Source organism: Lysobacter sp. Root494 (genome assembly GCF_001427225.1).
Classification (GTDB): domain Bacteria; phylum Pseudomonadota; class Gammaproteobacteria; order Xanthomonadales; family Xanthomonadaceae; genus Agrilutibacter.
Genome location: NZ_LMFH01000001.1, coordinates 112,569 through 126,221, shown reverse-complemented (window position 1 = coordinate 126,221; position 13,653 = coordinate 112,569). Strand labels below are relative to the sequence as shown.

Genomic DNA, 13,653 nt, shown 5'->3' with positions numbered 1-13,653 from the left:
TGGGGTGAGCGCAGGTGAGAGTGGTGAAGGCTCGCCGCGAAGGAAGTCGCGTGAGCTCGAGTGCTCATCGCTTCGTCATCCCTCATCCGGCGCTTCGGCCATCTTTTCCTGCATGCCTATGGGGCCGAAGAGAGAAGAAAAAAGCGCGTCGCGCTCCCATGGAGTTACGCTGCGCGGATGAAATCGAATCTCGCCATTGCCCTCACCACCGCATTGCTGCTGGCTGCATGCCAGCGCGAAACCGCGACGCCCACGCAACCTACCGCTGCGGCCATCCCTTCGAACGAGTCGCAACCGTTCACCATGCAACCGTGGTCATTGCCGACGAATGCAGCCGCCGCGCAACCCGATCTCATCACCGCACCGGATGGTAGCTTGCTGCTGTCCTGGGTCGAACCGCAGGGCGATGCACATGCGTTGAGGTTCGCCATCTTCGGCAACGGCCGTTGGTCGGCACCGCGGACGATTGCGCAAGGCGACGACTGGTTCGTCAACTGGGCCGACATTCCGCATGTCGCCGTCACCGAAGACGGTGCGTTGTGGGCGCACTGGCTGCAGAAGTCCGCGGCTTCGACCTACGCCTACGACGTGGTGCTGGTGCATTCGGCCGACGGCGGCGCGACCTGGTCGAAGCCGGTTCGCGTCAATGACGACGGCAAGGCCGCCGAACACGGCTTCGTCTCGCTATGGCCGGCATCGCGCGACACGCTCGGCATCGCCTGGCTGGATGGCCGCGAATCCGCCGGTGAGGAACACACCGGGCATCACGGTCACGACGCGCACGCATCGGGGGCAATGACACTGCGCACCGCGATGTTCGATCCGCAACTGCAACGCCGCGACGAATCGCGCCTCGACGCGATGACCTGCGACTGCTGCCAGACCGATGTTGCGATGACTTCGCGCGGGCCGCTGCTCGTGTATCGCGACCGCACGCCGGAGGAGATCCGCGACATCGCGGTCACGCGCCTGGAGAACGGCACGTGGACGGCGTCGCACGCGGTCCACGACGACCACTGGAAGATGCCCGCCTGCCCGGTCAACGGCCCGTCGGCATCGGCGCGCGGCAACGACGTGCTGGTCGGCTGGTATACCGCCGCGAACGACACGCAGGCGCTGAAGCTCGCCCGCTCGAACGACGCCGGTGACAACTTCGCCGCGCCGGTCACCCTCGACCAGGGCGAAGCCGTGCAGGGCCGTGTCGACGTCGCATTCGACACGGACGCCGCCTGGGCGCTGTGGCTGCGCGAAGACGCGCAGGGCCAGTCCGTGCAGCTCGCCCGCTACGCACCTGACCTCTCGCGCGAACTGCAGCGCATCGAAGTTGCGCGCCTGCAGGGACGCGGCCGCGGCACCGGCTTTCCCAAGCTGGCGGTGAACAACGGCATCGCGCATGTCGTATGGACCGACATCGTGGACGGCAAGCCGAAGCTGGTCGCGGCAACGATCGCGCGCTGACGGCTCTTCCGGTCACTGGCTATGCTTGTGATACGACCATCCGCGCACGGGGAATGCAGGCAATGACGAAGGGACGCGTACTCGTGGCTGGCTCGGCCAACCTCGACTTCGTCGTGCGCGCGCCTCACGTGCCCGCACCGGGTGAGACGGTACTGGGCCACGGCTTCGCCATGTTCCCGGGCGGCAAGGGGGCAAACCAGGCCGTCGCATGCGCACGCGCGGGCGGCGCGGCCACGCGCATGCTGCTCGCACTCGGCGACGACGCGCAGGCCCTGCCACTTGAAGCTTCGCTTCGCGATGCGGGTGTCGAGCTCCATATCCAGCGCACACACGCGCCTACCGGGACAGCGTTCATCTGCGTCGGCGACGACGCGGAGAACGCGATCACCGTCGTCCCGGGTGCGAACGCGGAACTGCGGGCGGAACACCTGCCCGACCTGACCGGCGTGGACGTGCTGCTGTTGCAGCTGGAGAGTCCGCTCGCCAGCGTCGGGGCCTGGGCGAAACAGGCGCATGCGTCGGGCGTGAGGGTCGTGCTCAACACGGCACCCGCACCGCGTGCGCCACTGCCACCAGCCTTGCTCGACGCCGTTGACCTGCTGATCGTCAACGAAGGCGAACTCGCGGCGATGACCGGCAGCTCGGGAACGATCGTGGAACGCGTCGCGCGGCTCCGCGTGGCCGGCGTCGTGGTGACACTCGGGGCCCGCGGCTGTTACGCACGGATCGGCGGACATGCCTTGCTGCAACCCGGTTTCGTCGTGGATGCAATCGACACCACCGGAGCAGGCGATACGTTCTGCGGAACCCTGGCTGCTGGCCTCGCATCGCGCATGCCAGAGGAAGAAGCCGTGCGCCGCGCGTGCGCGGCTTCCGCGCTCGCATGCACGCGACTGGGCGCACAGGCCAGCGTGCCCGCCCGCAGCGAAGTCGAGGCGCTGGCCGCGGCAGGCAACAGCGCGATGACGGTTTCCCGCGATGAACTTGGCGCCTACTGCGGGTGGGTTCCCAGCGACCAGCCCTGACGCGGCTGCGTGCACAACGTGGTCCCCCGCAGCAATGACGTGCGCACATTGCGCGCTACCGGGGCTACTTCTCCTTACGCCAGTTCACCGAAGCACGGTTCTCAATGGTGCTCGATTCGATTTCGACGTCGAAGCCCTTGCGCAGCAGGTACTTCAGCGTGAGCACCTGGCCGGTGCCGAGCAGAGACACGCCGTAACCGACATACAGGCGCGGCGACAGGTACTTGCCGACGCCGAACACGCTGCCGCCGAGTGCGCGGCTTTCCATCACGCCGGCATCGTCGAGGCCGATCGCCGCGCCGAGCTGCGAGGCGAGCAGGCTGCCGCCGGCGGACAGCGCGGCGCTCGCGGCGTTGAGTTGTTTGCTTTCGTCGCCGCTCGCACTCGACAGCGGGCGTCCCAGCGCGAGATACGACAGCGCTTCGGATTGCGACGAGGCGGGATTGCTCCACACCTTCGCTTCCGGTGACGCGGCGCGGCCGGTGACGTCGATGCCCGCGGTGACTTCGCCGACTTCGCGCTCGGCGCGGATGTTGAGGATGGGGTCGGCGATCGGACTGTTCGACCACACCAGTTCGCCACGGGTGATCTGCAGTTTCTGCCCGTACGCGGTGTAGCGGCCATCGACATCGAGGCGGCCGCTCGCGGTCATCTCGCGTCCGGGCCGCGCGCGCGCGCGCAGCCGCCCGCTGAGCGAGCCATCGAGGCCGAAGCCGGTGAGTTTCACGTCATCGCCGAGTGCGATCGTCAGGTCCATGTCGAGCGGCGAATCGGCGGTCTCTTCCGGGTTGACCGGATCGAGCACGACGACATCCGGCGACGCCGACACGCCTTCATCCAGGCGTTCCAGATCGATGCGCCCGGAAGGCACGGTTACGGTGCCGGTCACCTGCAGCGGCTGCTTCGCGGCGTAGCGCACCTGCACGTCGGGATTGGCGACGGCGTGGAGGTCGCGCGTGTCCGACAGCAGCACGTTGTCGCCCTTGAGGCTCAACACCAGCGGTGTGTCGTCGCCGCGCCAGCCAAGTGAACCGTCGATGTTCAACGTGCCCTCGCCCGAGCGGACACGCCCGGCAATGCGCGCGGTGCCGTCGGGCAGCGCGTCGAGGCGCACGTCGCCGTCCTGGAGCAGGATCGCGAGCGAAGGCAGTTCGGTAGTGAACGCGCTGAGATGTGCATTGCCGCCGAGCAACGGCTGCGCGCGCGTGCCGGACAGGCTCACGCGGCCTTCGAGGCGGCCCTTGGGCTCGACGATGTCCGGCGAGAACAGCTCCATCCAGGTGAGTTCGTCGGTGTCGATGCCGATCTCGCCCGCCAGCGGCGCGTACGCATCCCAGCCGGTGGCGATGCGCGCATCGACGCGGCCGTCGTCATTGAGCGTGGTGTGCAGTTCGGCGGTGAGGCGCTGCGGATCGAAGGTCGCGCGCAGATCGAGGCCGGCGTAGCGCACGAACTCGGTGCGCGAGCGCGGGCTGTTCTTCATGCCGCCGCTCGCCGACGTGAGGTGCGCAGTGCCGCGCCATGCATTGCCGACCGGACGCAGCTGCGCGTCGATGTTGACGTCGCCGCGCAGGATCCACGGACGGCGGTCGCTGCGTTCGGGCAGATAAGGAAGCAGCAGCGTGAGCGGCAAGGCTTCACCGCGCACGTCGAGGCCGCGCCGCGGCCAGTCGGCGTTCGCGCACAGCGAACCACCGCCGCTGGAGGCGAGGCATGCATTCGACAGCGCACCGCTACGTCCATCCCAACGGAATTGCGCGGGCTGGCGCAGCTGCCACTGCGTGCCCTTCACCGGTGCGAGCTGCAGCGATGCGAGCGCGCCCTGCCAGGTGCTGCCGCGCTTGCTGGCATTCCCACTCAGCGCCAGCGTGCCGATTTCGCCGCGCGCTTCACCCTGCAGCTGCAGGTTTTCGACCGCCCCACGCGCATCCAGCGTGAGCGTTTCGATAGCGGTGCCGGCGTCGACGCCGTTGGCGCGGATCGCGAGCGCGCCGCTGCCGCCGCGCCACGGCAAGCGCCCCTGCACGCTGAAACCCTGCGCGCTGTAGCCGGCATAGCTCACGCCGCTGCCGGTGAGATCGGCGTCGATGTTCGGCGCGGTGCGTGCGCCGGTGAGCTTCACCGTGCCGCGCACGGTGCCCGCGCCCTCCGGCAACAGATCGTTCAACTGCAGCGGCTCGAACTTCGCATCGATGTCGAGCGTGTTCGTCACCTCGCCCTTCGCCTCGATGCGGCTGCCGCCGAGCATGAGCGCGACATCGCCCGCGTACGAATCCTGCCCGCCGGCCGGCGCCGCACCGCGCATCACGAAGTTGCCGCGGCCCTGCAACGGACGGCCGCGCAAACGACCAGTGAGTTGTGGCGCATTCACCGCGATGTCGAGCCCGCCGTCGGTGCGCGTTTCGCCCTGCGTACTGAGGCGGCCGCGGAGCGATCCCTTCCAGTCCGGCGCGAAGTAGCCCGGATCGAAGCCGTCGAGCGCGGCATCGAGCTTCCAGCCCAGCGCGGGTTTCCAAACCACGTCGCCGGTGGCATCGAGCGCACCGGCGGGCATCGCGACGTGCAGCGTCTTCAATGCCATGTGCGAATCATTGCCGCGGCCGTCGAACTGCAGCTGCGCCCGCTCGCCTTCGCGCGTGAGCGTGGCGCGGCCGATCGCGGTCCAGTCCTGCAACGTGCCGGCGATGCCGAGGTCCGCGTCGGCGCCGATCGCGGGCGTGTCGTTGGCGGCCTGCGCGGGCGTCTTCGGCGTGGTCTTCGCGCCACCCCATTTCAGTCCCCGCGCGTTGACGGCGAAGCGCAGCGTCGCGTTTTCCGGATCGTTGAAGTCAGCGCGGCCGTGCAATGTCGCGGTGCCATCGAAGACACGCAGCGCAAGCGGCTTGGCTTCGAGGACCTGGTCCGCGACACGCAGCTTCGACGGCAATACGGTGACGGCGAGGCCGGGCTCGGTCGCGCCGCGCTGCGCGAATTCGCCGCGCAGGTTCATCTCACCAACAACGCCGTCGGCATCGAAGCGCAGTGCGAACGGCGCGTCCGATGGCGTGCCTTGTGTCAGCAGCGCGATGTCCAGCGCGTCCGATTGCGCGCGGAGGTTCCAGCGTGGCTGTTCCTTGCCGCGCAGCGTCAGCATCGCGCGCACCGGCGCGGGCGCGCGCCCGCCGATGCCGACATCCATGCGCGACAGATCGCCGTGCGCGACGAGGCCGAGCCTGGGCGGCGTCGTGCCGGCCTGCGCGGGCAGTACCGCGGTGGCAACCAGGTCCATGCGGTAGTCGTCGCGCGGCACGTAATCGCCGTGCGCGACGACGTGACCGCGATCGGTGTCGGCGTCGAGCTTCTCGACGTGCAGTTCACCAGCGCTCGCATCGAGCCCGGCGCGCAGCCGGCGCACGTCGATCATCGGCGCGCGGTTCTGGGTGACGCGCAAACCATCGATGCGTACGTCATCGGCCTGCAAGGCAAGCGGCGGGTTGATCGCCGGCAGCGACTCGGGCCAGCGTGGCAATTCGAAAGGCTCGTCGCTCTCGGGAATCTCCAGCGTCGCGCCTTCCAGCTGCAAGGTATCCAGGCGCAGGCGGCGGCCGAACAGCGGACGCAGTGCCGGATCGAGCATCGCGCGCTTCGCGGTGAATTCGAGCAGGCGCGGATGTTTTGGGTCCCGGTTGCCGTGCTTGTCCGCCAACACGTAGGTGAAGCGCAGGCCGTGCAGCACCAGCGGCCCGGAGGCGGGCCCTTCGGCGCTTTCCCACGTGAGCTCCGCTTCGGCGGGCAGGCGTTGCCTGATCTGCGCGAGCAGCACGTCGCGGCCGCCGATGGTGGTGAGCAGCCAGTACAGCAGCGCGGCGACACCTAGCGTCACCACGCCCGCGACGATGCTGCTGCGGATCGCGAGCCAGCGCAGGCGCGCGCGCCGCTTCGCGCGCAGTTCGGCGATGCGCGCTTCGTGGGCGTCGCGCTCTTCCTGCGTCATCGCCTGCTTCGCCGGGGTGCGCCACTTCGCCATCTGTCTCCTACAGGTCCGCGCCGATGTTGAGGTAGATCTCGAACTGCGAATCGGGATCGTTGAGTCCATGCGCGATGTCGATGCGCACCGGCCCAACCGGCGAACGCCAACGCACGCCGACACCGACACCTGTGTGGAAGTCGGGCCGGTCATCGAATGCATCGCCGGTATCGACGAACGCCGCCGCGCCCCAGCTGTCGTTGAAGTAATGCTCGTACTCGACCGATCCGGTCAGCACGTTCTTCGCGCCGAGCGCGTACTTCTTGCCACTTTCCGTTTCCAGCAGCGGCCCGACTTCGCGATAGCCGTAGCCACGGATGCTGCGGTCGCCGCCCGCGTAGAAGCGCAGGCTCGGCGGCATGTCGACGAGGCCGTTGGTGAAGGTGTAACCGGCTTCGCCGCGCACGATCAGGCGATCGCGTTCGCCCATGCCCTGGTACCAGCGGCCCACGCCCCACGCCTGCAGGAAGCTCGCGTCGGAACCCAGTCCGGCCACGCCACCGCGCAATTCGGCGGTGATGCCGATCGCATCGCGCGGGAACACGCGGTTATCGGCATCGATGTATTCGCCGCGCAGCGACGGATAGAAAAAGGTGGCGTAGTTGTAGACCGGTGTGACTTCGCCACCGTTCTCGAGATCGGCGAAGATCCAGCGTTCGCGCAGGGCATGCACAGACGCCACCGCATTGAGGCGGTCGTTGACCTGGCCGCTGCGGCTGCCGACGAGCTCCATCTTGCGTGTGTCGAGGTAATCGCTCTGCTCGTCGTAGAACTGCGCGCTCACCGTGTACCAGCCATCGAGCCACGCGAACGCGGGGATGCGGTACTGCACCGTCGCGGTCTTGCGCTTCTGCGCCCAGTCGATCTGCGACAGCAGCTTGTGGCCGCGATCGTTGATGTAGCGACGCTCCAGGCCGAGGCGCACACCGGCGCCGCTGTCGGTGCCGTAACTGAGACCCGCGGTGTAGATGCTGCGCTTGGCCGGAGTCAGCGTGACCGTCACCGGCACCTCGCCCTCGACGGCATCTTCCGGTCGCGGCTCGATGTCGATGCCGGCAAAGTAATCCAGCCGGGCCAGCGATTCGCGGAAGCGATCGAGCTTGCCCTGGTGGTAGTAGCTGCCTTCTTCCCAGTAGATGAGCTTCTCGATCAGGCTGTCGCGGATGATGTGCTTGGGCATCTGCGTGATCGTGATCGGCCCCATGTCGTAGCGGTCGCCGCTGTTCCACACCAGGTCGATGTCCGCCGCATGCTCCGCGCGCGTCACCGCGACCTGGCGGCTGGCGAAATCCGCATCGAAGTAGCCACGTTCGGCCAGCCGCCGCGTGATACGCGCCTTGCTCGCTTCGTACAGCGCGTGGTCGAAAACGTCGCCGGTCTGCGGCACGAATTCGCCGAGGTCCTGGCGCAGGTACTTGTCGTTGCCGCCCTCGCCTTCGATGGCGAGGTTGGAACGCCGCACGGTGACCGGCTCGCCGAGGTCCACCGTGATCGTGACGGTGACCGGCGAGGTGTTCGCGCGGCGTTCGCCGGGCGGCGTGGCTTCGCTGTTGGCGGTCGGCACTTCGGCATTCGCCGGCGCGGTGGGCGCGGGCGTCGTGCCCGAAGCGGATTCGCCCACGACCGTGGTCACGCCATCGCGGGTGCGCTCGACGACGATCTTCGGCGAGTAGTAACCGAAGGGCTCGAGCGCCTCGCGGGTTTCGTTCTCCGCTTCGCGCAGGAGATAGGCGAGGCGGCGGCCCGAGAGGTCCTTGCCGATCGCGTCCACCAGCGACAGCGAAACGCGCACGTTGAGCGCCATCGTTTCGTCGAGTCCGCGCACGTCGACGGCGGTGACCGTGGCGGCTTGTGCGCCTGCGGCGAAGAGAAGACCGCATGCCAGCAGGAGATGCAGGCCGATGGCGGGCAGTCGAAGGGCGATCGGTCGGGGGAAGCCGCGCATCGGTCGAGGATACCGGGCGTTGGTCAAAAGGGGATTAACGAAATGTGGGGAGGTTGGTGCGCGCGGGGGACGTGAGAATTTTGCCATCCACGTGGTATCCGCCGCCTGTGCGCATCCATCGGCTACGAATTCGTCATCCCGGCGAAAGCCGAGATGACGAGCGGAGCTGGTGCAGCATCAAGAAAAAACTCGATGCCCGCAGCCGAACAAACCTGCAATCAGATCGACAGATGCTCGATCGCCGCGACGCTGCCGAGGCGATCGCTGAGGCGCTTCAGCAGGGCCAGGCGGTTGTTGCGCACGGCCATGTCGTCGACGTTGACCATCACCTTGTCGAAGAAGGCGTCGACCTGCGGACGCAGGCGGGCGAGGCGGCCGAGCACGGCGACGTAGTCGCGGTTCTGCAGCAATGCGTCGGTGTCGTTGCAGGCGGCGTCGACGGCGTCGCCGAGGTCGCGTTCGGCCGCTTCGGTGTAGCGCGACGGATCGATGGCGGTCGGCAGCTCGCCTTCAACCTTCTTCAGGATGTTGCGGATGCGCTTGTTGGCGGCGGCGAGGGCCTCGGCTTCGGGGAGTTTGGCGAACTCACTGATGGCTTTGAGGCGCTGAGTAACGTCTACCAGTGAATGAGGCCCAACTTCAAACACAGCAAACAGCTGCCTTTGATCAACACCCAAGCCCTCGTAGTAAGAAATCAACCGATCGCTGATAAACGAAAAGATCTCAAAGGCCCGCTTAACAAGCACGTTCTTGCGTGTAGCTTCACCAATCTCCAGCCTTTCGGCTTCGCTCGGGATCAGGACCGAAAGTCCGTTCGCTCGTGCTCGCTCTGCGATGGCCTCGACCCTTTGATCTCGCACATTGTTTACTGCGTTATCGACGAGTTCGACAGCCATGTACAGAAAATAAGCGAGCGAAATGTCCACGCCGCCATCCATGATGGTGCGTGCCAGACCCAGTGCATTTCGGCGCAACGCAAATGGATCCTTATTGCCGGTTGGCTTCAGCCCAGCAGCAAAACCACCGGCCAGCGTGTCCAGCCGCTCCGCAATCGCCAGCACCTGCCCCAGCTTCGACGGCGCGATCGCATCACCGGCGAAGCGCGGCATGTACGCCTCGTCGATCGCGTTGGCGACTTCCAGCAGTTGGTTTTCCACTGCGGCGTAGTAGCGCCCGGCGACGCCCTGCAACTCGGGGAATTCGTTGACCAGCCGTGACTGCAGGTCGGCCTTCGACAGCTCCGCGGCCTTGCGTGCCAGCGCGGGATCGACGCCGACCTGCGGCGCGATCGCTTCGGCCAATACCGCAACGCGCGCGACCTTGTCGGCGACGGTGCCGAGCTTCGCCTGGTAGGTCACCGTCTTCAGGCCTTCGGCCATCGAGGCGAGGCCCTGCTTCATGTCCTCGGTAAAGAAAAACTGCGCGTCGGCGAAGCGCGGGCGGATCACGCGCTCGTAGCCCTTTCGCACTTCGGCGTCGTTCTTCGACTCGATGTTGGCGATGCCGATGAAGCGTTCGCTCAGCTTGCCGCCGGCATCGAGCACCGGGAAGAACTTCTGGTTGGCTTCCATCGTCGCGATCAGCGCTTCCTGCGGCACCGCGAGGAAGTCGCGATCGAAGCTGCAGGCGACCGCGCTGGGCCACTCGGTGAGGCCGTTCACTTCCTCGAGGATGCCGGCGTCGATGCGCGCGGTGCCACCGGATGCCTGCGCGGCGGTTTCAACCTCGTGCACGATGCGGGCGCGGCGCTCGTCGGGATCAACCAGCACCTTCGCGCCGCGCAGCGACTCGACGTATTCGCCCGCGTCGTTGATCCACACCGGCTTGTCGAACATGAAGCGATGGCCGCGGCTCATGCGATCGGCACGCACGCCGAGCACTTCACCGTCGACGATGTCCTTGCCCAGCAACAGCACCAGCCAGTGCACGGGCCGCGCGAAGCCGTAGTCGTGGTCACCCCAGCGCATCGGCTTGGGGATCGGCATCGCGGCGATGGCTTCGTTGATGATCTCCGGCAGCAGCGCCGCGGTGCGCGCGCCCGGCTTCACCGAACGATGAACGAAGCGTTCGCCCTTGTTGTCGCTGGTCTTCGCAAGCTGGGTCCATTCGACGCCGGCCTTCGCCGCGAAACCCTGCAGCGCTTTCGTCGGTTCGCCGTTCGCATCGAGCGCGATGTTGAGGTACGGACCGAGCACTTCCGAGGTCTGTTCGGGCTGCTCCGTCGCGACACCCGGCAGGCGCACCGCAAGGCGCCGCGGCGTGTACAGCGGCCTGGCATCGCCACGATCGAAGGCGATGCCGCGCTTGTGCAAACCATCGAGCACGCCGTCGAAGAAGGCCTGCGCGAGGCCCGACAGGGCCTTGACCGGGAGTTCTTCGGTGCCGAGTTCGATCAGCAGAGGCTGCATGGACATCACGCGACCTCCTGCGTGTTCTTCTGCTTGTTGAGCACGGGGAATCCGAGCTTCTCCCGCTGCGCGTAATACGCCTCGGCCACGCCCTGCGCGATCTTTCTCACGCGCAGGATGTAACGCTGGCGCTCGGTCACCGAGATCGCGCGGCGCGCGTCGAGCAGGTTGAAGCAGTGCGAGGCCTTGCAGACCTGGTCGTAGGCGGGCAGCGGCAGGCCGAGTTCGATCAGCTTCTGCGCTTCGGCCTCACAGGCGTCGAAGCGATGGAAGAGTTCCTCGACATTCGCGTGCTCGAAGTTGTACGCCGACTGCTCGACTTCGTTCTGGTGGTACACGTCGCCATAAGTGACCGGCGTACCGTCGGGGCCGTGCGTCCAGATCAGGTCGTACACGTTGTCGACATTCTGCAGATACATGCACAGGCGCTCGAGGCCGTAGGTGATCTCGCCGAGCACCGGCCGGCACTCGATGCCGCCGGCCTGCTGGAAATAGGTGAACTGGGTGACTTCCATGCCGTTCAACCACACTTCCCAGCCCAGGCCCCAGGCGCCGAGCGTCGGCGATTCCCAGTTGTCCTCGACCAGGCGCAGGTCGTGCACCAGCGGATCGACGCCGAGTGCCTTCAGCGAATCGAAGTAGAGCTCGACGATGTTGTCGGGCGAGGGCTTCATCACCACCTGGTACTGGTAGTAGCGCTGCAGGCGGTTCGGGTTCTCGCCGTAACGGCCATCGGTGGGACGACGGCAGGGTTGCACGTAAGCCGCATTCCACGGCTCCGGGCCCAGCGCGCGCAGGAAGGTCGCGGGATGAAAGGTGCCGGCGCCGACTTCGAGGTCCAGCGGCTGGATCAGCACGCAGCCGCGTTCGGCCCAGTACGCGTTGAGGCGCTGGATCAGCTGTTGGAACGTGATCGGGGAAGGCGGCGCGCTGGCTTGTGACATGGGTTCGGAAAGGCCGCGGGGCAAAGCGCGGTAGTATAGCCGCGAGGCTTGCCGCCACTGGTTTTCCGCCGTTTTCCAAGCCCTTTCAACGCCCGTGAATGCTCCTTTCCTGATTCTAGAAACCGGCCAGCCGGTCGCCTCCATGCGCCGCCATCGCGGCTTTCCGCACTGGATCCGCGTCGCCGCCGGACTGCAGGCCGACGAAGCCGTCGTAGTGAACGTCGAAGCCGGCGAGTCGCTGCCTTCGCGCGAAGGCTTCGCCGGTACGATCGTCACCGGTTCGGGCGCGATGGTCACCGACCGCCACGAGTGGAGCGAGCGTTCCGCGCAATGGCTGCGCGACGCCGCGCACGAAGGCATGCCGCTGTTCGGCATCTGCTACGGCCACCAGCTGATCGCGCATGCGCTGGGTGGCGAAGTCGATTACCACCCGGCCGGACGCGAGATGGGCACCGTGCAGCTGGAGCTGCACCCGCAGGCGGAGAACGATCCGCTGTTTTCCGGCCTGCCCGCGCAGTTTCCCGCGCAGGCCACGCACCTGCAGAGCGTGCTGCGCGCGCCGGAAGGCGCGACGGTGCTGGCGAAGTCGGTGCACGATGCCTGCCACGCGTTCCGTTGGGGCGATCGCGCCTGGGGCGTCCAGTTCCATCCCGAATTTTCCGCCACGCACATGCGCGGCTACGTGCGCGCCCGCGAGGAAGCGCTCGCCCGAGAAGGCCGCTGCCACAGGCAGCTGGCGCGCAGCGTGAGCGCGACCCCGCATGCACGGCTGGTACTGCGCCGCTTCGTTCGCCACGCGCGCGGGCTGCCGCGCTGATCGCTGGAATTCCCTGTGTGCGGCCGCATCTTGCGGCTACGCCTTTTTTGCTGGAGATGCATCCGTAATGACCACTCGCGCCAACGGCCCGCTCGCCGGCCTCGCCTGGCTGAAACGCGGCTTCAATTCCGGGCGCCACAACCCGCGCGCGATCTTTGGCGGCGCGACCCTGATCATGGTGGCCGCGCTGATCCCGGGCTTCCTGCAGGCGTTCGCGCATTCGGTGCTGAAGCCGGGTGTGGGCGGCGCGACGCTTATCGCGGCGCTCACCACCGTGCTGGCCGTCGTGCTGCTGGGGCCGCTGATGGGCGGCTACCTGCGCGTCATCGACCGCAGCGAACGCGGCGAGCCCGCGCACGCCGCCGACGTGCTCGCGCCGTTCCGCAACGCGCACGATGCGCAGCGGCTGATCGGCTTCAGTTTCATCATGCTGCTGGTGCAGCTGGGCGCGCTGTCGCTGCTGTTTGCGCTGTTCGGACATGCGCTTGAGAACCTGCAGGACTGGTACGTGAGCGTGGCCCAGCTGTTGCAGCACGCTACTCCGGACAAGCCGGCGCAACTGCCGCCTCCACCGGAAGGCCTCGGTGGCCTCTTCAGCCTGGGCGGGTTGTTCGCGTTGTTCGTCGCGGCGGTGTTCGCGGTCGGCTTCGGCCAGGTTGCATTGCGCGATCGCGGCCTGGGCGGGGCACTCGCCGATGGCCTCGCCGGCGCGGCGCGCAACCTGCTGCCGCTGCTGGTTATGGCGGCGGTCGCCTTCGCGCTGATGATGGCGGCGGGCCTGGTGCTGGTGCTGGTCGCGGGGATCCTGGGCCTGCTGCATCCGGTGCTGGCCGTGGTGGTGTTCCTGCCGCTCTACATGGTGTTCGTGCTGGTGCTGTACGTGGTGATGTTCGGCGTCATGTACCACCTGTGGCGCGACATCGCCGGGGAGCCGCCGGCGACGGCGGCCGGCTTCGAGGCCTGAATTCCACCCGTGATTGTCCGGACCGGGACGCCCGGCGCACCGGAAAACTCGCGCCAGCCCCGCGCTTCTGGAATAATTCGCGCTCT

8 protein-coding genes are annotated in these 13,653 nt (G+C 67.2%); 4 read left to right on the top strand and 4 right to left on the bottom strand.

Annotated elements, in window-relative coordinates; genetic code table 11:
- The first annotated feature begins 177 nt into the window (after positions 1-177).
- Together ASD14_RS00475 and ASD14_RS00470 are read left to right on the top strand one after the other, a co-directional pair.
- A complete protein-coding gene (locus ASD14_RS00475; RefSeq protein WP_056127381.1) occupies positions 178-1,458 on the top strand; it encodes a sialidase family protein in 1,281 nt (426 codons plus the stop codon).
- Positions 1,459-1,520: 62 nt separating this feature from the next.
- Positions 1,521-2,483 carry a ribokinase gene (locus ASD14_RS00470; protein WP_056128728.1) on the top strand — a complete coding sequence of 321 codons (963 nt, stop codon included), beginning with the start codon at positions 1,521-1,523 and terminating at the stop codon, positions 2,481-2,483.
- A 64-nt stretch (positions 2,484-2,547) separates the two neighbouring features.
- Here the strand turns inward: ASD14_RS00470 and ASD14_RS00465 are convergent, their stop codons facing one another.
- From ASD14_RS00465 to glyQ, 4 genes are all read right to left on the bottom strand, one after another.
- Positions 2,548-6,489: a translocation/assembly module TamB domain-containing protein gene (locus ASD14_RS00465; RefSeq protein WP_235565267.1), complete on the bottom strand. Its 3,942-nt coding sequence runs from the start codon at positions 6,487-6,489 to the stop codon at positions 2,548-2,550.
- A 7-nt stretch (positions 6,490-6,496) separates the two neighbouring features.
- Positions 6,497-8,434: an autotransporter assembly complex family protein gene (locus ASD14_RS00460; protein WP_235565266.1), complete on the bottom strand. Its 1,938-nt coding sequence runs from the start codon at positions 8,432-8,434 to the stop codon at positions 6,497-6,499.
- 218 nt (positions 8,435-8,652) lie between these two features.
- Complete coding sequence (gene glyS, locus ASD14_RS00455) at positions 8,653-10,848, bottom strand: glycine--tRNA ligase subunit beta (RefSeq protein WP_056127380.1); 2,196 nt, start codon at positions 10,846-10,848, stop codon at positions 8,653-8,655.
- Positions 10,848-11,786: a glycine--tRNA ligase subunit alpha gene (gene glyQ, locus ASD14_RS00450; RefSeq protein ID WP_056127377.1), complete on the bottom strand. Its 939-nt coding sequence runs from the start codon at positions 11,784-11,786 to the stop codon at positions 10,848-10,850. The genes glyS and glyQ overlap by 1 nt, the downstream gene beginning before the upstream one ends.
- A 94-nt stretch (positions 11,787-11,880) precedes the next feature.
- Here glyQ and ASD14_RS00445 point away from each other — a divergent pair, with 94 nt between their 5' ends.
- Positions 11,881-12,603, top strand: a complete 723-nt coding sequence (locus tag ASD14_RS00445; protein WP_082538633.1) for a glutamine amidotransferase — start codon at positions 11,881-11,883, stop codon at positions 12,601-12,603.
- Positions 12,604-12,670: 67 nt separating this feature from the next.
- Positions 12,671-13,567, top strand: coding sequence for a hypothetical protein (locus ASD14_RS00440; protein ID WP_056127371.1), 897 nt, complete (start codon positions 12,671-12,673; stop codon positions 13,565-13,567).
- The last annotated feature ends 86 nt before the right edge of the window (positions 13,568-13,653 follow it).